The sequence below is a fragment of the Rhizobium sp. USDA 4016 genome (assembly GCF_056279705.1).
The window spans coordinates 908,040-927,763 of record NZ_JBWCCY010000002.1; the positions used below are offsets into that span (position 1 = coordinate 908,040).

Below are 19,724 nucleotides of genomic sequence, written 5' to 3' on the forward strand. Positions count from 1 at the left end.
CTACTTATCTTCTATCTCAGCAGGCGATATTTGGGCGCCATGCAAGATAGGCAGGATACGAATCCTGTCGGGCATCACCGCATAGGCCGCAATATAAGGTGTGCGCGGGATAACAAGTTCGCGTGTTCCAGCAATCCGGCCGGGATGTCCGCTTTCAGGAAACTCAAGGAGACGACGCGCGGCGCGCGAACGACCTCTTCATCGACATGAACCGCCGCGCGCGGGTTTTCTGCTTCGATATAGCTGAAGATACTGTCGCGATCATCAAGAGCGTATGGAGCGCGCAACGGCGGTGCTGGATTAAAGCGTCGACCCATAGATAACGAAATATATATAGTCGTCTCCGATCAGGGATGACAGTTGCGCTTCTTTCAGCCCAACAGGTGATGCTTGGCTACGGTCATGACCTCGCGCGTCAGGTCAACCAGCCGTTCCGCCGCTAGACGGTTCATTTGCCAGTACAGAGGAATGTCCAGTGGCGTTTCCGGGATCAGCTCCACCAGACGCCCGGAGTCCAAGTGCTCGCGCACGAGGGGGGCCGGGTTCATGCCCCATCCCATGCCGGAAAGGCTGGCCTCGATGAAAGCCTGCGTCGAAGGCAGCCAGTGGGTCGGAGGGCTGAGGTCTTCTCCGAGCACCTGATGTATCCACCGGCTCTGGAGCCTGTCCTTTTGATTGAAGGTCAAGGCGGGCGCATTGCCGATAGCCTCTGCCGTTACGCCCTGCGGGAAATGCCGGGTAACGAAATCGGGGCTCGCCGTTGCATGATAGCGGAGCGCGCCGAGAAACATGCGCCGGCAGCCCTGAACCGGCTTTTCCAGGCTGGAGACGGCAGCGACCACCTGCCCACGCCGCAGCCATTCGGCGGTATGATCCTCGTCATCGATCGCAATATTGAAGAGATACGCAGAGCGTCTGGCGAAACTGGACATGGCCGTCAGGAACCATGTTCCAAGACTGTCGGCATTCGTCGCAATGTGCAGCGTCACCCTCGGCTCGGGTTTGGCCGGATCGACAAGGGCGGGCAGATGCTCGAACAGATCGGCTTCGAGCATGCCGACATTCTCCATGTGCCGGCAGAGCCATTCTCCCTTCTCCGTTGCAGTGCAGGGAGTGCCCCGCGCGACCAGAACGATGCCAAGACGTTCCTCAAGCTGTTTCACCCGCTGCGAGACAGCCGAGGGCGTCACGTTGAGAATGCCTGCGGCCTTTTCGAAGCTGCCTGTTTGAACGATCGCCGATACGGCGCGGAGAGCGGAATAATCGATCATGAGTTAGTTTTGCTTAATCAGCGTTAGCAGCATTAACTATACTAAATTGACGGGATGCGATAGCGAAAGTCTCGATATTTCGGGGAGCGGTTTATGGTGAATTTTCCGGTTTTTGGGACCGGCCTCATGATGGGGCTCAGCCTGATTGTTGCGATTGGCGCGCAGAACGCGTTCGTGCTGCGCCAGGGCCTGCGCAACGAGCATGTATTGGCCGTCTGCCTCGCATGTGGTTTGTCGGACGCTGTGCTCATCACGCTGGGCGTGACCAGTTTCCGGCAGATCAACGCGTTGCTGCCCTGGCTCGATCCGGCAATGCGCTATGGAGGAGCGGCGTTCTTGATCTGGTACGGCGCAAAAAGCCTTTATTCCGCCTTCCGCTCGTCGGGAGCGCTGGCGGTGCAGGAGGCGGGTCTATCGAATTTTCGAGCGACCCTTACCACCTGTCTTGCTCTTACCTGGCTCAACCCGCACGTCTACCTCGATACGGTCGTGCTGCTTGGCACCATCTCGACTCGGTTTCCGGGATACGAGGTATCGTTCGCGGCGGGAGCCGCAACCGGCTCGTTTCTGTTCTTCTTTTCGCTTGGCTACGGTGCGACCTGGCTACGGCCGATCTTCTCGAAGCCGGCATCGTGGCGAATTCTGGAAACGCTCATTACTTTTACGATGTGGATGATTGCCTTTAACCTATTGAGGGAAATGTAGCCGCCGATCTGCCGGGATGTCCGCATTGGTCGGGAGCACCGCCCGCTATCCCGCTTTCGGCGACGTCATAAAAAGTCGATCGTGGCGCCCAAAGATAGAGACAGGCGCCCGGTTTGCACGTTACGCTACGTTTCGATCGACCTACCGCAATAGCCAACAGCATGATTGGGCCTCAGATTGTCTGCCGAACTCCACCATCTCCTGATTGTCTACACCGCCTATGTGATCGCAGCCGGAAGCCCCGGCCCCAGCAATATGCGGATCATGGGGGTGGCGATGCATAACGGGCGGCGTGCAGCCCTCATACTCGCTGCCGGCGTGGTCAGCGGTTCGATCTTCTGGGGTGCGATGGCTGCAACAGGTGTCTCAGCAATCCTGACCCGCTATGCGGAAGCGCTGATCGTACTCAAAATCTTCGGTGGTCTTTATCTTCTTTATCTCGCCTTCAAGGCGGGCAAAGCTGCATTTGCTTCGGGCGATCAGGCTGTGTCGCATAGGGGGCCAAATGGCGCCGCAGTGTCGGGAACAGATCTCTACCGGCGCGGCTTACTCATGCACCTCAGCAATCCGAAATCGATCCTTGCGTGGATCGCCTTGGTGACGCTGGGCCTTGGCCCGAACTCGTCATGGCACACGCTTGCGGCGATCCTTGGCGGTTGCGCGGTGTTGAGCGTGACCATCTTTTGCGGCTATGCGGTCATTTTCTCGACCGCACCCATGGTGCGCCTGTACCGTCGCGCGAGGCGCTGGATCGAAGGAGTGCTGGCCCTGTTTTTCGGCGTTGCCGGTCTCCGGCTGCTACTGGCGCGCGCGTAAGGTATGGGAGAAGCATCATGAAGCTCTTCGCGGGCCTCTCTGCCTTTTCCATCACGCCCACGGATGCCTCCGGATGTGTCGACACGGCCGCGCTTGCGCGCCTCCTCGAACGCATTGCTGCGGCCCGCGCCGACTCGATCGGACTGCTGGGAAGCACCGGCGGTTACGCTTTTCTTTCGAGACACGAGCGACAGCGTGCCGTCGAGGCGGCAATGGCGTGCGTTGGCGGGAAGATACCTGTCATCGTCGGTGTCGGCGCGCTGAGAACCGACGAGGCTCAGGCGCATGCCCGTGATGCGAGGAAGGCGGGAGCGAATGGTCTTCTGTTGGCTCCCATGTCCTATACTCCCCTGACGGAAGAGGAGGTTTTTCAGCATATTTTGGCCGTTGCGGAAGCGGGTGAGCTGCCCTTGTGTATCTACAACAACCCGAGCACCACCCGCTTCACCTTCACCGACGATCTGATCGTCCGTCTGGCGAGCGCACCGAACATAGTCGCCGTGAAAATGCCGCTTCCCACCCACGGGGATGTCAAGGCTGAACTTACGCGTTTGCGAAGGCGCACGCCGGACGGCTTCGCAATCGGCTACAGTGGCGATTGGGGCGCGGCCGACGCACTGCTGGCGGGCTGCGACGCCTGGTACAGCGTGATCGCTGGCCTATTGCCTTCCGAAGCCGTTGCTCTCACGCGAGCAGCCCAAGCAGGAGACGCCTGCGAGGTCGAGGGCCTCGATCAGGCCTTTCAACCCTTGTGGAGGCTGTTCAAGGAGTTTGGCAGCTTCCGCGTAATGTACGCGATAGCTGACGCCCTTGGCCTTTGCCGCGCCGCGCCACCACGGCCAATACTGCCCTTGCCGCCATCAGACATGCCAAGAGTGAAAGACGCACTCGATCGTATCTTGATCTGACCGCACATGGGTGCATTTGAGACCTGGCCAAGGTGGCGTTTTGGCTCCGCGGCCGGAGTGCCAATATCCGCAAGAGTGGTCTTGTGGTGCGTCATCTGAGGCTACATTTAGCCTCATCTGGAGCGAGGATTGAATTATGTTGGCCTTTGAAGACGTTGCGAACCTACTCGGCCTTCCTGCCAAGGAGGCGGCTCTTCGGTCGCCGTTCGGGTGATATCGCGCATCGAGGGTGGGCTGCCGATCGCTGCACTGGAGCGGGTGCCCATCTGCTTGCGCCGGCGCCCATGGGATCTGACGGGCGCCGGTAATTTCATCGTCGGCAGGCGGTTGCGTTCGGCTGCGGCATGCTGCGTCAGACGAGCCCAGGCACGACGAAGACCAACCAGGCAACCAGCGGCCCGATGATCGCGATCAGGGCGCTATAAATCAGCAGTTGACGCAGCACTTTCTCGCGTTTGTCATCCGGGGCGTTGGCAACGACGAGTGCGCCATTGGTGGAAAACGGGCTGGTATCGACGATCGTTGTCGAGATCGCGATTGCCGCTACCACGCCGACGGCGCTTATATGACCTTGCAGCAGGAATGGCACCGCTAAGGGAATGATGGCGCCAAGGAGCGCTGTCGAGGATGCAAAGGCCGAGACGATGGCGCCCGTGAAGCAGAGCAGCAGCGCAACCAAGAGCGGCATGCCGAGACTTGAAATGCCGTGCGCGACATAGTCGACCGTGCCGGCCTTTTCCATGACGCCGACATAGGTAATGATGCCTGCAATCAGCAGCACGGTCGACCAGCTTACCTTGTCGATTGCCGCCTTTTGAGTTTTCGGTGACAGCAGCGCGAGAGCGACTGCGACAGTCATGGCGACCAGACCCACATTGAACTTGAAGACCAGGGCACCGATGCCGAGAGCGGTCAAGCCGATCAAGGTGGATATCCGCTCGCTGGTGAGGCGGAATGTTGCAGCAGTGTCGGCGGCCGTGCCGTAAGCATGCTCTCTGATCGGCTTTGCGGATGTACCCCCATGGCCTCTGATCGATGCCGATACGCCTTCAGGGTGCAGATCGGGCAAGGGGCCGAACAATACCGATTGCTGCTTCATTACTCGCGCACCGCCAAAAACGAAGAACACCAGTACGGCAATCGCCAGATTGAAGAAGAAGCTGGAAAGGAACAGCGATGTCGGAGCCAAAGGCAGCCCTGCCTTTGCGACGATCTGATTGGTAATGCCGCCATAGACACTGATCGGCGAAAAGCCGCCGGCCTGTGCGCCATGGATGACCATCAGGCCCATCATCACCGGGTGGATCCTGTATTGCACGGCAAAGCTCAGCGCCACCGGCGCAAGGATGGCCACGGCTGCCGGCCCCAGCGCTCCAAAGCCGGTGATGACCGCAGCGACCAGGAAAATCACCCAGGGAATCCATGCGACATGCCCTCGGACCAGGCGGACGGCGCATTCAACAAGCCAGTCGATGGTGCCGTTGATCTGCGCGATCGCAAAAAGGTAGGTCACGGCGACCAGAGTGAGGAATAGATCGCTCGGAAAGCCTGCGAAGATATCGTTGGCTTTCATACCGATGATCAGCGTGCCGAGCAGGAACGTGCAGGCGAAAGCAAGTGCGCCCATGTTGATTGGCTGGATCGTTGCGACGACAAACATGCCGATCAACAAGAGTATGGACAGTATTTCGATGCTCATGATTCCCCTCCCTCCGGCGCTCTCGCGCCGGCAGCTTTTCGTTTGCAACAATTGAATATGTCTGCGCGCCGTCCTCCCAGAGGGCGCACAGGCGGATCAGGTCCTTGCGTAAAGGTCGACGTATTTCTGCCGAAGAACGTTCTTTTGCACCTTGCCCATGGCATTGCGCGGCAAGTCCTCGGCGAAGATGATGCGCTTCGGCTGCTTGTACCGTGCGAGCCGGTCCTGGAGCGCATGAAGAATGGCGCCTTCGTCAAGCACCGTATTGGGTTTGCGCACCACGATGGCCGTGACGCCCTCTCCGAAATCGGGATGAGGAACTCCGATGACGGCACTTTCGGCGACGCCATCGAGTTGGTCGATCTCGCCTTCGACCTCCTTGGGGTAGATGTTGTATCCGCCGGAAATCACCAGGTCCTTGCTACGACCGACAATGTGGACATAGCCGTCCGTGTCGATCTTGCCGAGGTCGCCGCTGATGAAGAACCCATCGGAGGTGAATTCGGCTGCCGTCTTTTCCGGCATTCGCCAGTAGCCCTTGAAGACGTTCGGCCCCTTGATTTCGATCATCCCGGTTTCATCGGGCGGCAGCACGGCGCCGGTGGCCGGATCCGTAACGCGCACCGTCACTCCAGGAAGGGGCAAGCCGACTGTTCCGGCGATCCGCGCTCCGTCGTAGGGATTGGACGTATTCATGTTGGTTTCGGTCATCCCGTAGCGCTCAAGGATGGCATGACCGGTGCGCTTTTCGAACTCGACATGCGTTTCGGCAAGCAGGGGCGCCGAACCAGAAACGAAGAGGCGCATATTCGCGACCGCCTGCTTGTCGAGGCGGCGGCTCTGCAGGAGGCGCACGTAAAAGGTCGGGACACCCATCAGCATGGTCGCCTGCGGCATCAGCGCCACGACCTCGTCTGCATCGAACTTCGACAGCAGGAACATCGAGGCACCGGCAAGTAAAGTGACGTTGGTGGCAACGAACAGCCCGTGCGTGTGGAAGATGGGCAATGCGTGGATCAGACGATCGCCGGATGTAACGCGCCAGCAATCGCGCAAGGTCCGGGCGTTTGAAAGGAGATTTCCATGCGTGAGCATCGCCCCCTTGGAGCGGCCCGTGGTTCCTGAGGTGTAAAGGATCGCCGCCAGATCATCTGCCGAACATGACGCATCCACGAAATCAAGTGGTTCGTCCCTCGCAAGATCGAGCAACGAGCCCGTACCATCTGCGTCGAGCGTTTCGACGATTGCGCCATGAGCCTTCGCAATTGTTGCGACCGCCTCACGCTGAGCCGGCGAGACGACAACCAGGCGCGGTTCGGCATCGCCAATGAAGTAGTCGAGTTCGGCGAGCGTGTAGGCTGTATTCAGTGGCAGATAGACAGCGCCACAGCGAAGGCAGGCCAGGTAGAGGATCAGGGCTTCGGCGCTTTTTTCCACCTGCACGGCAACCCGATCGCCGGGACGAATACCGAGGGCGTCGATCGCACTGGCGATACGGCCAGAAAGGTCCAGCGCCTGGTCGTAGGTCCAAATCCGTCCGCCATTGATGCGGATGAATGGCGCATTGCCGGGTGCGGCAGCCCGTATGGCGTCAAAAAGATGGTTGCTCATGTCGCCCTCCTCCAATTGCTGTTTTACGACTCGCGCGAAAGTCCGCGAAGCCTGACGACTTTTGTGGCGTCCCCGTTCCGGCCGAGGAGATTTTTGACAGCCGGTGAGGCTGCAACTTCGCCACGCTGCGCAAGGGCCTCGTGGTTGGCTACGATGTCGTCGAGCTTGTAGAGATAGTTGACCATCAGGCCGTGCGCCTGCGCCATCGCCCTGGCTGAGTGGTCGCCGAGAAAATTCAATCTTTCCAGTCGCGCCCCGTTACCCAGATGGAAACGGGCGACTTGATCAAGCGGGCGACCCTGCGGCGTGCGTTCGATCAAAAAATACCGCGCCGCAAGCGGCAGCAACACGCGCTCCACCTCAACCGCCTTGGCCCTGTCGTCTGCCCATCTCGGGTCGTCAAGTAGCGCCAGGGCCTTGCGATCGGCATCCGACGGCACCGGGCTGGCTGTCGAGGCACGCGCTTTGGCAAGCCAGCGGGCAAAGCCTGGAACGGGCGAGAGCGTCACAAAATTCTTCAATCCGGGCAGGTCTCGCCGCAGGTCCTCGACGACCTGCTTGATCAGAAAGTTGCCGAAGGAGATTCCGCGGAGGCCGTCCTGGCAATTGGAGATCGAATAGAAGACAGCCGTCGTCGCCTCGTCGGCGTTGATCTGCTCTCTGCCTTCGTCGAGCACGTCCGCGATGGTGTTTGGTACCGACCGTGTGAGTGCCACCTCGACGAAGACAAGCGGTTCGTCTGCGAGGCGAGGATGGAAAAAGGCAAAGCAGCGACGGTCGGCTGGCGCCAGGCGGCGGCGCAACTCCTCCCAACTGGCGATCTCGTGCACGGCTTCGTATTTGATGATCTTTTCGAGAATGTGAGCCGGCGTCGACCAGTCGATTGGCCGAAGTGTGAGAAAGCCGCGATTGAACCAGGAGCCGAAGAGGTGGGCAAAGTCAGTGTCGATGGCGCGATATTCGTCCGCTTGCGCGGCTAAAGCGAGGAGTTGCTGACGCATCTGGACCAGCTTGGCCGTACCATTGGGCGCTTGGTTCAATCGGCGCAGGAGTTCCTGGCGCCGTGGTTCAGCTGCCTGGTGGAGCGCCGTGATCGTCGCGGAGTTCTTTTGAGCACGATACGTTTCGATCGCCTGATCGAGTTTGGCCGTGTCTGGCCCGAACCTGTCATAGAGCATTTGCAGAAACTGCGGCACGCCGTCTGCTTCGAGTTTGCTCCACCGATCGAGGATCTCGGCAGCGATGGCCATCCCGGACGCCTCGCCGCGGCTCGACATCAGCATTTCACAGAGGGTTTCGAAATCGACTTTTGTCGCATCCGCCGGCGTGCGCGAATCCGCAAACAAAAGCTTGCGTCCGCGATCCGTGATGTTTTGCAGCATGTCGCTGAAAAATGAGGTTCCAGGCATGCCATTCTCCTCCCTGCTTCGTGGCGCTAAAGGCGTCCCCGTCGCCACCGTTCTCATTTCTGAGGCTTCGCGGTATAGTATTTAAATTGGCGCATGTCGCGTACAATGTCAATGATTGTGTATACAAGAAACTGATTTGAGTATTATGAAGGTAGAACGCATGTCTGAAAATGTTGGCAGGTGGCTTCGAGACGAGATTGAAAATGCTATTCTTTCCAATGAGTTCGCGCCTGGCGAACGGCTGGACGAGATGGTGCTCGCGACCCGGTTCGGTGTATCGCGGACACCCGTCCGCGAGGCGCTGATGCAACTCAATGCGATTGGGCTTATCGAGATTCGCCCGCGCCGGGGGGCTGTCGTCATCGATCCGGCGCCGCACAGAATTTTCGAGATGTTTGAGGTCATGGCGGAGCTCGAAGGCCTGGCCGGATCGCTCGCCGCCCGCCGGCTGGACGACGAATCTCGCGCGGCAATCACGGCTGCCCACAGGCGCTGTGAGCTGTCAGCCGGGGCCGGCGACAGCGACGCCTATTATTACGACAACGAGGAATTCCATAAGGCCATCTACGCAGCAAGCCGCAGCGAGTTCCTTGAGGAGCAGTGCCTGCAACTGCATCGGCGCCTGCGCCCTTATCGGCGACTTCAGCTGCGTGTGCGTAACCGCCTGTCGACGTCCTTTTCCGAACATTGCACCATTGTCGATGCAATTTTCGCCGGAAACGGCGAGGAGGCTCGCCGCCTGTTGCGGGTACATGTCGGAATACAAGGCGAGAGGTTCAGCGATCTGGTCGCCAGCATGACGACAAGGTGAGCGCAGGTCGAAGGTAGCAAGCTGGCGCCACCGGCATTTCTGTGCGTTCTGGAATCCCAGCGTAACCTGAAAAGGATATGGAGCGCAGGTTCGTCCTAGTGTCGGATTTGGCGCTAGTGATCGAATTCATCTTTGCACTCAGATGGAGATAATCCTTCAAGCATGCTTTCAGAAGCAGATGCTTTGCCGGCAATGGTTTTGGAGATTGCATTGCGCACGGAGAGGTCATATATTCTGTACGAAATATAAGGCATCAGATGTGGCGAGGTGATAGCGATGGCTGAGGCCATGAAGATTGCAAGGCAGAATGGGCCGCTGGTTCTATCGTATATGGATAGGTCTGGCAGGATCGTAGTCGATCGGCTCGTGGACGGGTTCGGCATGTCCAAGACCCAGCTCGCAGAAACCGCAGGGCTTGCACGAGAGACGCTATATCGGGTGGAGCGCAGCGGCACGGCCAAAACGCAAGGTCGCCTGCGTGAAATGCTCGAGATCATCAGCCGCGTTACAGATTGGGCGGGCGGTAAAGAGCAGGCCATGGCCTGGTATCGGGCCCAGCCGCTTCCGGCATTCGGCGGGCGCACCGCCGAATCGCTCGTGAAAGACGGCAAGGCAGCTGCCGTTCGCGAATACCTCGATCATATGGCCCTTGGCGGTTTTGCTTGAGGTTCGTCGGAACCTGCTATCGGGCGCATGATCCTCGTTGGGCCTTCAAGCCGGTCTCCGGTGATGGAGCGGCCATCAGGGGTGCGCGTTTCAATCCCAAGGGTGTGCCAGCGCTCTATCTGGGCCTGAGCATTATGACGGCAGTGAAGGAGGCCAATCAAGGCTTTGCTCATCGGATCGATCCGTGTGTGCTCTGCTCCTACGAGGTCGATTGCGACCATATCGTGGATCTGACGGTAGAAGAGGGAAGGGGAGGATTTTCCGTCGCATTGGTGGATATGGCCTGCGCATGGGCTACGGCTCTCAGTATTGGAGATCGGCCGGCGTCGTGGGCGATTTACGATCGCCTGCGACCTCAAGGCGTTTCAGGTATTCTTGTTCCGAGCTTCGCGCCCGGGGCCGAGGGCGATGACAAGAATCTCGTGCTCTGGGACTGGGGCGCGGAGCTTCCGCACAAGGTAACGGTGGTCGATCCAAGCGGTCGGATGCCGAAAGACCAGCTGTCCTGGCGCTGAGGCGACGGGATGCTCTTAGGGTGGTGGGTCCAATCGAATTTCACTATCGAAGGGCTCCTTCGTTGAAGCCACGGGCTGACAAGCTTCAGGCAGCTCGGTCGGCTCATTAACCAGGCGCTCAAGAGCGAACGAGCCCGAAGCGACGGGCCTCGTCCAGGAGTGCCCTGACGGAGGACGGTTGCCATTTACGGCCCCCACGCGCCGGCGGCCCACGCATCTGGTCCAACTGAGCTGCAATGTCGCGCAACGAAAGATCAGGATCGGCAATTGCGATCCCGGCGACCAGTTTCATCAGATGAGCCTCAGGGGGCCGCCGCGGCGACCGGGCAAGCAGTTCTGGTTCCACAAGCTTTTCGCGTACCATCCGATGGATCGCCCGGTGAAGTCGTTCGGCGCCCAGTCGTGACCTCGGCTATTGAGGATTCGCATGACATTGTCCCAACTGTGCTGCGGCCGTACGGTGGGCAGTCATGTCTGCGCCGACGAGATCAGTTCGTTCAGGTAGGCTCGTTCCCGAGCCGCTGAAACGGCACGGATTGCCTCCGGGCGACGTTCGCGAGGGCCGGGGTTGCGGGCAAGTCGGCCAGCCTGCCTTGGCGGCCTTCATATCGGCCTTCGTGCGCTCCGCAATAAGGGCGCGCTCGAGCTGGGCGACAGCGCCGAGCACTTGCAAGGAAAACATGCCCTGCGGTGTGAAAGTATCGATCGCCTTTCGACTGCTGCTCTGGAATACTTGAGCTATTTGAAAGAAAGCTGGTGACGTTAATAGCCATACCGTTTGCTAAGTGGGGAATGATGATGAGGAGTTGCCTGCGCCGGCCGCAATCTACAAGGTTTGGCTAAAGCCTATCGACACTGCGCTGCTCCTCGACGTCATGAATTTCCCCGACGAACGCCCGGAGGTTCGACTCGTTGCACGTAAACAGCGCATTGGGCTCGTGACGGAATGATGCCCACGACCGCTGAAGCCGTTGGATGCCTCGCTGTGAATCAGGACCGAGTCGATACCTGGATGCGACGTGCAATCTCCCTAAACCCTCGACCTAAAGCGGGGCCGCGACCGGTGCGCCGATCGCGACCCCGCTGTTTTTCTGTTTCTGCAGTATTTCCAGATCGTCGCCGGATATCGGCGGGGTCACCTTTTTGTGCTGAGTCGCGGAGGCGAGCCGAAACAATGCCTGCCACCATGCTTGGTCAGGGCGACGCGCAATATAAGAGCGGTCGAAGGCGCTGAGACCGTCATCCTCCTGCCGGAGAGCAGTTCATCCTGTCCAATACCTCGGCCCCGGCCCCTTGCGTCCTGCTACATCAGCAGGGTTGGCCAGGCTACAGCGGTCGATCGACAGGCAGCCACAGCCGATGCACTCGGTAAGCCCGCTCCGCAGGCGCTGCAACTCGGCTATGCGCTGGTCGATGCGCTTTGCCCACTCCCCCGACAATCGCGACCAATCCCGACGCGAGGGCACGCGTTCGGCTGGCAACTTGGCGAGCTCGGCGCCGATCTCCTCAAGCGTCAACCCAATGCGCTGCGCGAAAATGACGAAGGCGATCCGGCGCAACACGGACCGGTGATAGCGCCTATGCCCCGACCCGGCCCGCTCGGACGCGATCAGCCCACGCTCCTCGTAAAAACGAAGGGCTGACGAGGCGACGCCGCTACGACGCGACACTTCTGTGATGGTCAGCATCGAATCCATGCATAAACGAGAGCACGAATCTCACTTGACTTCAAGTTAACTTGAACTTGTAGCAAATACCTCTACGGATTGAAGGAGCACCGGCTATGCAGACGAATATCGATCTTCAGGGACTTCGTGTGGCCGTCACGGGCGGCACGTCTGGCCTCGGACTGGCGCTTGTGCGGCAGCTTATCGAAAGGGGTGCGCGCGTCGCCTTCGTCGCCCGCACCGCAGCGAATGTCGAACGCATAGCGGACGAGACTGGCGCGCACGGCATTGTCGCCGATATCGGCAAGAAGGACGACATTTACCCGATGGCCATGCAGGTCAACGCCATCCTTGGCGGAGTCGACGTCCTGATCAACAATGCGTCGAACCTCGGTCCTGTCCCTCTGGCGCTTCTGGCCGATACAGAGTGTGAGGAGCTGGAAGCAGCGCTTGCAGTCAACCTCCTCGGCGCGTTCCGGCTGACGAAAGCCCTGTTCGGCGCGCTTGCCGCGTCCGCTCGCGAGGGCCGCGGCGCGGTGGTGGTCAACATCTCCAGCGACGCGGCGGTGACTGCCTATCCCGGCTGGGGCGCGTATGGTGCGAGCAAGGCCGCTCTTGCCCATTTGACGGCGATCTGGGACGAGGAGGCGAAAGACGATGGTATAAGGATCCTCGCGCTCGACCCCGGCGATATGGACACCGCGCTACACGCGCTGGCGGTTCCTGACGCCGATCCATCGGCATTGAAGCGTCCCGGACTGGCCGCTGCCGAGATCATTGAAAAGATGCTCGACGCGTTGCCGGTCTGGGCGGGGCTTCACGCCGGACAACATGCATGATCGCCGCCGACCGCCCCGATCGGCACTCCGCCAGGCTGCTCGTCGTCGAGGCGGACGGCACGATGCGGGATCTGCCGCGCGTCGGGCTCGCGACGCTTTTCAATCCCGGCGATCTGGTCGTCGCCAATGACGCCGCAACCTTGCCTGCTAGCTTGCACGGCACGCATGTCCCAACGGGCGAGGCGATCGAGATCCGCCTGGCAGGCTGGCTATCACTTACCGGTCCCACCCGCTTCGTGGCGATTGCCTTCGGCTCGGGCGATCACCGCACGCGCACGGAAGACCGGTTGCCTCCGCCGACGCTGGCAGCAGGCCACCGCCTCCGGCTCGGCCCACTTGAAGGGGTCGTCGAGCGTCTCCTCGACCATCCTCGACTACTCGAGCTGTGCTTTTCAGGCAACCGCGCAGCGGTGCTTGCAGGAATGGCGCAGCACGGCCGGCCAATCCAATACGCGAATGTTCCTGAGCCGTTGGCATTGTGGGATGTTTGGACGAAGATTGCCGCCCGGCCGTTCGCGTTCGAGGCGCCGTCGGCAGGCTTCGCGCTCGACTGGCGCACGCTCAACGCCTGGCGCCGGCGCGACGTTGGCTTCGCAACACTCACGCATGCCGCGGGCGTTTCTTCCACCGGCGATCCGGCGCTCGACTCGCGCCTTCCCTTCGATGAGCCATATTGCATCTCTGAGCGCACCGCAGCGCAGGTCGCGCGGGCAAAGCTCCGCGGCAGCCGCATCATCGCGATCGGCACGAGCGTCGTGCGCGCGCTCGAGGCAACCGTTAATCCCGATGGCAGCGTGCGTGCCGGAAATGGCATTGCGACAGGGCGCATAGCGCGGGACACTGCGCTTCGCGTGGTCGATGCGATTCTCACGGGCGTCCACCAGCCCGGCGAAAGCCACTTCGAGCTCCTGCGCGCCTTCGCCGATGATAACTTGCTCGCCAAGGCCTCCGCAGCGCTCAGCGCGTGCGGCTACCGCGCGCATGAATTCGGCGATTCTGTGCTGCTGAACTGCTCGCCGCTGCTTTTATCGATGCGATCAGCGGAGCTCGTCGAGGTGCATAGTCCTTTGCCTAACCAATCGGAGCGCTGGCATTAGATGTGGTGTCCGCGCTGGCAAATCGATGTAGCTTATCGAACGATTCTCCGTTTTGATCCGCAGGCCAATGGAAACTTCGCTTTATCAGCCGGTCAAAGGCTTTCTGGAAAAGGCAGGATACGTCGTCAAGGGCGAAGTCGGCGGCTGCGATCTCGTGGGCGTGAGCGATGACGATCCGCCTGTTGTCGTGGTCTGCGAACTAAAGACGAGCTTCAATCTCGAGCTCATCCTGCAGGCCGTCGACCGGGCCGCCGTTTCGGACGAGGTCTGGATCGCGGCCCGAGTTTCGCGCAAGGGCAAAGGCCGCGAGGCAGATAAGCGCTTTCGCGATCTCTGCCGCAGGCTCGGCATCGGCATGCTCGGCATTTCAGATGCCGGCGACGTCAGCATCATCGTCGGCTCAGTATCACCGATGCCGCGGACCAATCCGAAGCGACGTTCAAGACTGATGCGCGAGCATCAGGAACGGCGCGGCGATCCAGCCCTCGGCGGCAGCACGCGCACGCCGGTCATGACGGCATATCGCCAGCAGGCGCTCGGCTGCGCAGCCGCATTGGCATCCGGCCCCCTGCGTGTGCGGGATATCAGGTGTGGTGTACCGGAGGCCGGGAAGATCCTGCTTTCCAATGTCTACGGGTGGTTTGAGCGGCTCGACAGAGGCGTCTACGGCTTGACGGATGACGGACGGGAAGCACTGAAGCGATGGCCGCAGTGGGAGATGCAGGCGGCGCAGTAGCCATGCCGCTGTGGCCGCCAGTTCTATAAATCAATATTACGATGCTGATGGCTGAGATCGTGAATGAAGCCGGCGAGGAATTCTCCCGCGTCCACTTCCGTGGCGTCACCTGATCCATATCGTCCAGAGGCGGTACACGCTCTCTGCGTAGGTCAAGGTTACGAATTCAACGTGGATTTCCCATTTCAGACGACCGGTGCTGTTTTTCTGATGCCACGCCTGCCGTCAGGACTTCGCGTCAGATCGTTCATGGATTCGATGGCCGTCGGAGAAAGGCGGCTTTCCGCCAGCGATCGCGACGTGCCAAACGTTGGTATCGCTATCGAAGTAGAGGTGTCCTTGTTCAAGGCCGTCAATCTGCGCTATTTGGGGGGGCGCGCCGTCCGGCGCGGCCAGTTCAATGAGGCGTGACGATCGCCGAGGCCAGTTGTCTAAGGTTAAGGGTGCCGATGGCCGCTCCCGTCGAATCCGTCACGGCGGCGTCCTCATCCGGGCGTCGATCGGTCAATATCCTCATTGCATCTTCGATTGTCGTTCCCGATGCTATGTTCGTGCCGTTCAGCCGGTGTCCGGGTTCGGCCGGCGTCATAATCGCATCCACGTGGATGACCCGTCCCCGATTGACCTCCTTCACGAAGTTGGCGATGTATTCGTCGGCCGGTCTAAGGACGATGTCCTGGCTGGTGCCTTGCTGAATGACCTCGCCGTCCCGCAGAATGGCTATCTGGTCACCCAGGCGGAGGGCCTCATCGAGATCGTGAGTGATGAATACGATCGTCTTTTTGATCTCTTTTTGCAGGTCCAGCAGGACGGTCTGCATGTCCATCCTGATCAGCGGATCGAGTGCCGAGTATGCTTCGTCCATCAGCAGGACCGGCGCGTCGTTGGCGAGCGCGCGGGCGAGGCCGACGCGTTGCTGCATGCCACCTGAAAGCTGATTGGGATATTTCTGTTCGAATCCCTTCAGTCCGACGCGCTCGATCCATTGCATGGCGGTCTCGACGCCTTTGGCGCGAGGGACACCTTGAACTTCCAATCCGTAGATCGCGTTTTCAAGTACGTTGCGATGCGGAAGCAGCGCAAATTTTTGAAACACCATTGCCGTCTGGTGGCGACGAAACTCCTGCAGTTCCGCAGCGTTCATCTTGACAACGTCGACACCCTTCACCAGGACCTCGCCTGCGGTCGGATCGATCAAACGGTTGATATGCCTGATCAGCGTGGACTTCCCGGAACCCGACAGGCCCATGATCACCTGAATGCAACCAGCCGGCATCTCGATGTTGATATCTTTCAGACCAAGCACGTGCCCGTGCTTTTCGTTCAGTTCGGCTTTGCTGAGACCGCCCCGGACGACGTCGACATAGGCTGCGCCGTTAGGCCCGAAGATCTTGTAAAGGTTGCGTATTTTAATCCCTTCGAAGCGTTGATCAGCCATGGACCACCTCCCGGTGCTTCTGCAGGCGGTGTCCGTATGCCTGGCTGACCCGGTCGAAGATGATTGCGATGCCCACGATGGCGAGTCCATTGAAGATCCCCAGTGTAAAATACTGATTGGCGATGGCCTTGAGAACAGGCTGACCTAGGCCCTGCACCCCGATCATCGAGGCGATAACCACCATGGCAAGCGCCATCATGATCGTCTGGTTGATTCCGGCCATGATCGTCGGGAGCGCCAGGGGGAGTTGAACATTTCTCAGCTTTTGCCAGCTTGAGGAGCCAAAAGCATCGGCCGCCTCCAGGACATCCTTGTCAACGAGGCGGATGCCAAGGTTGGTCAATCGGATCATCGGAGGTATCGCATAGATCACGACTGCGATAAGTCCTGGCACGCGTCCGATGCCAAGCAGCATGACCACAGGTATCAGGTATACGAAGCTGGGCATCGTCTGCATCACGTCAAGGAGTGGATTGATCACTCTCTGGACCCGGTCCGACCGCGACATGAGGATTCCAATCGGAATTCCGATCGCGATGGACAAGATGGTGCAGACGAGGATCATCGAGATGGTCCGCATGGTGTCGTCCCACATGTCGAGGTAGCCGATTGCCAGCAATGTCAGAAGACAGCCCAAGACCACCTTGACGCTTCGGCTGCCGGCCCACGCGATGGCTAAAATCATCAGCGTAATAATCGGCCATGGCGTCTGCGTCATGAAACGCTCTGCGGCCATCAGGAAGTGCTGCAGCGGCGAGAACATGTTTTCGAGACCTTCACCGTAAGCGCGGGTGAACGATCTAAATCCGTCGTCTATCGCCTTCTTGAGATTGCGAAGAGCGTCATCATCCATGTGCGGGAATTTGTAAAACCATTCCATGCGGTTCCCCTTTTCTTAAAAAGAGCCGGCCAAATTCTTCTTATTTTCGGCGTTTACGTGTGCGGTGCGCATGGATACGCACCGCACACAGGACTTACAGAGAAGCTTCGATTTTCTCTGCTGCTTCAGGCGAGACCCACTTGGTCCAGAGGTCCTTGTTTTCTTTCAGGAAGTGTTTCGCACCATCTTCGCCGGACGCTTGATTTTCAGTCATCCAGGCCATCAGCTTGCCGACCGTGTCATTGCTCCAGGAGCGCTTTTCGAGATAGCTCATGACCTCAGGACCGACCTTTTCCGAGAATGGTTTCGCCACCAGGGTTACGACCTTGTCGACAGGCCAGGCGTTCGGCTTCGGATCAGGGCAATCGGCCACGGTGTTGCAGCGCTTCCACTCGGCCGCATCATGGGGCACACCGGCATCCAGCTTTACCATCTCATACTTGCCCAGAAGCGCAGTGGGCGCCCAGTAATAGGTCGCAAAGCCCTGCTGGCGCTCATAGGCTTTTGCAATCGCCCCATCGAGGCCGGCAGCCGAACCAGTGTCAACAAGGGTGAAGCCTGCCTTGTCAGCGTCGAAAGCCTTGTAGAGCTGCGAAGTGACGATCGTTCCTCCCCAACCCTGGGGGCCGTTGAAAATCGCGCCCTTCTTCTTATCCTCCGCATCGGGGACAAGTTCGGGGTGTTTCAGCATGTCGGGGATCGTCTTGAGGTCGGGATGAGCCTCGGCAAGATACTTGGGAATCCACCAGCCTTGAACGCCGCCATCGGGAAGAGGGGAGCCCACTTGAATGATCTGACCTTCTTCCGTTCCTTTCTTCACGACATCCGGCAGAAGGTCGATCCAAGCTTCGGGCGCGATATCCGGCTGGCCCTTCTCCGCCATCGAAGTGATGGTCGGAACCGTGTCACCAACGGTGATGTCGGCACTACATCCATAGCCTTCATTCAGAATAATCTTGTCGAGGTTTGAAAGAACCTCTGCGCTTTGCCAGTTCATGCTGGCGATCGTCACGCTTCCACATTCTGCGGCGCTGACAAGCGATGTTCCGCCGAGAAGGCCGAACATCAGGCATGTTGATGCAAGGAGTTTGTTCATTATCGTTCCCTTTGTTGAGCGGCGCTTCTTGGAGCGGGGCGCTGCGTTAGCCCGCTCATGCGGTCGTCAGGAGGCGTCTCCCATACTCACCGATTTTTTGAATGCTGCCGAAAGTCCTTCCGAAACGGTGGCTTCCAGGCCAAAAGCGCGCATCGCCTCGATCGCCGCTGCGGTCGTACCCCGATAATTGAGAAACGAATTGACGACGTTGTTCGGACAGTCATCTTGATGCTCAAGCAAGGCCCCGGCCCCTATCAGCACGGTGTTCACGGCGCGCCGTGCGATATCTGTAGGAAGGCCGTGGTCGACGGCATCTTTCATCATCGCGGCGGCAAACAGCGCCGGAAACGCAGGCCCCGACCCGGACAAGCCAGTCAAATAGTCAATATCGCTTTCGCCATTCACTTCGTCTTCAACGCCAAAAGCACGAAAGATACGACGTGCGATGCTTCGATCGGCCTCGTCCATGTCGCCTGATGCAATCCAGGGCGTATAGGATCGGCCAACTTCAGCCGCGGCATTGGGTAGGGCGCGGACAACGCGGCCCGTTTGATGATGTGCCGCAAGCTGGTCCAGGCGGATGCCCGCCATGACAGAGATGACGAGTTTGCCGTGGGCGTCGACCGACAGAGACGGCCAATCGGCCGGACGGACAGAAACGATGATCACGTCCGATCGATCAGCAAGCTCCTGGTTGTCTTGCGTGCAGTGAACGTTCGGAAAAGACGCGGGCCTCTCATACCGATAGGAGAGTGTCAGTCCTTCGTGGTCAACAACGCCCTTGTTGAGTATCGCGCTGGCAAGCGCTTTCCCAAGCCACCCTCCGCCACCGATCACGCCGATCCTTATTGAGTCCTGCATCCGCTTCTTCTCATTTCGGTCTATGGCCATGCCTGGCAAAGAAGCGGTCAAGCTCTCTTTGCTGGGGTATTTGGCCGGTGTAGATCGCGATATATTCGGGAATACGCTTCATTCGCACCGCGATCTCTTCGCGGGACTGCATCGAGATGTAGCCGATCTGAACGAGATAGGTCGTCCGGGCTCGGACGTCGGCTGGTGTTTCCTCGTATCCAAAGCGCACGAACATTCGCTTGAGCGCCTCAAGGCGAACTTGATCTGCCTTTTGGACCTCGAAAAGAATCTCTTCCGATTGCAGCGCCCAACTGCGCACTGCAAATTCGAACTTGGAGTCAAACAAGTTCTGATCGAGCCAGCAATCAAAAACGTTAAGCATGGCCTCGGCAAGTGATTCCGCGTAGGCTTCGCTCTGCTTTATTATGTTTCCTGTGTTTTTCTCTCGCCAGCGCGCAATCAGGCCGGCAAGCAATTCTTCGCGATCCTTGAAGAACCAATAGAAGCTCGTCCGAGAAAGGTTGAGTTTCTTGGCCAAGGGGAGAATTTTCACTGAATCAACGCCCGACTCCAGCAGAGATTCGTAGGCCGCTTCCAGCCATCCCTCCTGCGATCCGCGCCAACCGGTATCGTTCAAAGCCTGCTCCATGATTGACCTCCTAACAAAAAACGAAACCCGACACAAGAAAAATGTACACCTATGTCGAC

General features: G+C 59.2%; 20 protein-coding genes and 2 pseudogenes. 10 read left to right on the forward strand and 12 right to left on the reverse strand.

Features of this window, described 5'->3' with window-relative positions; translation table 11 throughout:
- Together ACZ9DP_RS05395 and ACZ9DP_RS05400 are read right to left on the reverse strand one after the other, a co-directional pair.
- A pseudogene (locus tag ACZ9DP_RS05395) lies at positions 1 to 317 on the reverse strand (type II toxin-antitoxin system RelE/ParE family toxin).
- Positions 318 to 371: 54 nt separating this feature from the next.
- Positions 372 to 1,271, reverse strand: coding sequence for a LysR family transcriptional regulator ArgP (locus ACZ9DP_RS05400; RefSeq protein ID WP_476200639.1), 900 nt, complete (start codon positions 1,269 to 1,271; stop codon positions 372 to 374).
- A gap of 93 nt (positions 1,272 to 1,364) precedes the next feature.
- Between ACZ9DP_RS05400 and ACZ9DP_RS05405 the strand changes: the two genes are divergently transcribed.
- From ACZ9DP_RS05405 to ACZ9DP_RS05415, 3 genes are all read left to right on the forward strand, one after another.
- Positions 1,365 to 1,976, forward strand: a complete 612-nt coding sequence (locus ACZ9DP_RS05405) for a LysE/ArgO family amino acid transporter (RefSeq protein ID WP_476200640.1) — start codon at positions 1,365 to 1,367, stop codon at positions 1,974 to 1,976.
- A gap of 177 nt (positions 1,977 to 2,153) precedes the next feature.
- Complete coding sequence (locus ACZ9DP_RS05410) at positions 2,154 to 2,792, forward strand: LysE family translocator (protein ID WP_476200641.1); 639 nt, start codon at positions 2,154 to 2,156, stop codon at positions 2,790 to 2,792.
- 17 nt (positions 2,793 to 2,809) lie between these two features.
- Entirely contained in the window at positions 2,810 to 3,700 is an 891-nt protein-coding gene (locus ACZ9DP_RS05415) for a dihydrodipicolinate synthase family protein (protein ID WP_476200642.1), read from the forward strand.
- A gap of 352 nt (positions 3,701 to 4,052) precedes the next feature.
- Here ACZ9DP_RS05415 and ACZ9DP_RS05420 read toward each other — a convergent pair whose 3' ends face one another.
- From ACZ9DP_RS05420 to ACZ9DP_RS05430, 3 genes are all read right to left on the reverse strand, one after another.
- The gene (locus tag ACZ9DP_RS05420) at positions 4,053 to 5,399 is read right to left on the reverse strand and encodes an SLC13 family permease (RefSeq protein ID WP_476200643.1); all 1,347 of its coding nucleotides are present in this window, start codon (positions 5,397 to 5,399) and stop codon (positions 4,053 to 4,055) included.
- 96 nt (positions 5,400 to 5,495) lie between these two features.
- Positions 5,496 to 7,010 carry a malonate--CoA ligase gene (locus ACZ9DP_RS05425; protein WP_476200644.1) on the reverse strand — a complete coding sequence of 505 codons (1,515 nt, stop codon included), beginning with the start codon at positions 7,008 to 7,010 and terminating at the stop codon, positions 5,496 to 5,498.
- Between the two features lie 23 nt (positions 7,011 to 7,033).
- Positions 7,034 to 8,419, reverse strand: coding sequence for a malonyl-CoA decarboxylase (locus ACZ9DP_RS05430; protein ID WP_476200646.1), 1,386 nt, complete (start codon positions 8,417 to 8,419; stop codon positions 7,034 to 7,036).
- A gap of 160 nt (positions 8,420 to 8,579) precedes the next feature.
- Between ACZ9DP_RS05430 and ACZ9DP_RS05435 the strand changes: the two genes are divergently transcribed.
- The 3 genes from ACZ9DP_RS05435 to ACZ9DP_RS05445 all read left to right on the forward strand — a co-directional run bounded on the left by ACZ9DP_RS05435 (position 8,580) and on the right by ACZ9DP_RS05445 (position 10,411).
- The gene (locus ACZ9DP_RS05435; protein WP_074072314.1) at positions 8,580 to 9,230 is read left to right on the forward strand and encodes a GntR family transcriptional regulator; all 651 of its coding nucleotides are present in this window, start codon (positions 8,580 to 8,582) and stop codon (positions 9,228 to 9,230) included.
- Positions 9,231 to 9,506: 276 nt separating this feature from the next.
- Positions 9,507 to 9,896 (forward strand): antitoxin Xre/MbcA/ParS toxin-binding domain-containing protein, encoded by a 390-nt coding sequence (locus ACZ9DP_RS05440; RefSeq protein ID WP_194730833.1) that lies wholly within the window; start codon positions 9,507 to 9,509, stop codon positions 9,894 to 9,896.
- Positions 9,893 to 10,411 (forward strand): RES family NAD+ phosphorylase, encoded by a 519-nt coding sequence (locus tag ACZ9DP_RS05445; RefSeq protein ID WP_476200649.1) that lies wholly within the window; start codon positions 9,893 to 9,895, stop codon positions 10,409 to 10,411. Before ACZ9DP_RS05440 ends, ACZ9DP_RS05445 begins: the two co-directional genes overlap by 4 nt.
- Before the next feature lie 118 nt (positions 10,412 to 10,529).
- Here ACZ9DP_RS05445 and ACZ9DP_RS05450 read toward each other — a convergent pair.
- Together ACZ9DP_RS05450 and soxR are read right to left on the reverse strand one after the other, a co-directional pair.
- Positions 10,530 to 11,132, reverse strand: a pseudogene (locus ACZ9DP_RS05450) (recombinase family protein); the annotation flags it as partial.
- Between the two features lie 541 nt (positions 11,133 to 11,673).
- Entirely contained in the window at positions 11,674 to 12,108 is a 435-nt protein-coding gene (gene soxR / locus ACZ9DP_RS05455) for a redox-sensitive transcriptional activator SoxR (protein ID WP_476200650.1), read from the reverse strand.
- 86 nt (positions 12,109 to 12,194) lie between these two features.
- Between soxR and ACZ9DP_RS05460 the strand changes: the two genes are divergently transcribed.
- From ACZ9DP_RS05460 to ACZ9DP_RS05475, 4 genes are all read left to right on the forward strand, one after another.
- Positions 12,195 to 12,917, forward strand: a complete 723-nt coding sequence (locus tag ACZ9DP_RS05460; RefSeq protein WP_476200652.1) for an SDR family NAD(P)-dependent oxidoreductase — start codon at positions 12,195 to 12,197, stop codon at positions 12,915 to 12,917.
- Positions 12,914 to 14,014, forward strand: coding sequence for an S-adenosylmethionine:tRNA ribosyltransferase-isomerase (locus tag ACZ9DP_RS05465; RefSeq protein ID WP_476200653.1), 1,101 nt, complete (start codon positions 12,914 to 12,916; stop codon positions 14,012 to 14,014). The genes ACZ9DP_RS05460 and ACZ9DP_RS05465 overlap by 4 nt, the downstream gene beginning before the upstream one ends.
- A 67-nt stretch (positions 14,015 to 14,081) precedes the next feature.
- Positions 14,082 to 14,750: a DUF2161 domain-containing phosphodiesterase gene (locus ACZ9DP_RS05470; RefSeq protein ID WP_476200655.1), complete on the forward strand. Its 669-nt coding sequence runs from the start codon at positions 14,082 to 14,084 to the stop codon at positions 14,748 to 14,750.
- A gap of 171 nt (positions 14,751 to 14,921) precedes the next feature.
- Entirely contained in the window at positions 14,922 to 15,161 is a 240-nt protein-coding gene (locus ACZ9DP_RS05475) for a hypothetical protein (RefSeq protein WP_476200657.1), read from the forward strand.
- Here the strand turns inward: ACZ9DP_RS05475 and ACZ9DP_RS05480 are convergent.
- The 5 genes from ACZ9DP_RS05480 to ACZ9DP_RS05500 form a co-directional block, all read right to left on the reverse strand.
- The gene (locus ACZ9DP_RS05480; RefSeq protein ID WP_476200659.1) at positions 15,148 to 16,188 is read right to left on the reverse strand and encodes a quaternary amine ABC transporter ATP-binding protein; all 1,041 of its coding nucleotides are present in this window, start codon (positions 16,186 to 16,188) and stop codon (positions 15,148 to 15,150) included. The two genes, ACZ9DP_RS05475 and ACZ9DP_RS05480, sit on opposite strands and share 14 nt — an antisense overlap.
- Positions 16,181 to 17,068 carry an ABC transporter permease gene (locus ACZ9DP_RS05485; protein ID WP_476200661.1) on the reverse strand — a complete coding sequence of 296 codons (888 nt, stop codon included), beginning with the start codon at positions 17,066 to 17,068 and terminating at the stop codon, positions 16,181 to 16,183. The genes ACZ9DP_RS05480 and ACZ9DP_RS05485 overlap by 8 nt, the downstream gene beginning before the upstream one ends.
- 94 nt (positions 17,069 to 17,162) lie before the next feature.
- Entirely contained in the window at positions 17,163 to 18,164 is a 1,002-nt protein-coding gene (locus ACZ9DP_RS05490; protein ID WP_476200663.1) for an ABC transporter substrate-binding protein, read from the reverse strand.
- A gap of 66 nt (positions 18,165 to 18,230) precedes the next feature.
- A complete protein-coding gene (locus ACZ9DP_RS05495; RefSeq protein WP_476200665.1) occupies positions 18,231 to 19,025 on the reverse strand; it encodes a pyrroline-5-carboxylate reductase family protein in 795 nt (264 codons plus the stop codon).
- A 10-nt stretch (positions 19,026 to 19,035) separates the two neighbouring features.
- Complete coding sequence (locus ACZ9DP_RS05500) at positions 19,036 to 19,665, reverse strand: TetR/AcrR family transcriptional regulator (RefSeq protein ID WP_372419568.1); 630 nt, start codon at positions 19,663 to 19,665, stop codon at positions 19,036 to 19,038.
- Positions 19,666 to 19,724: the final 59 nt, after the last annotated feature.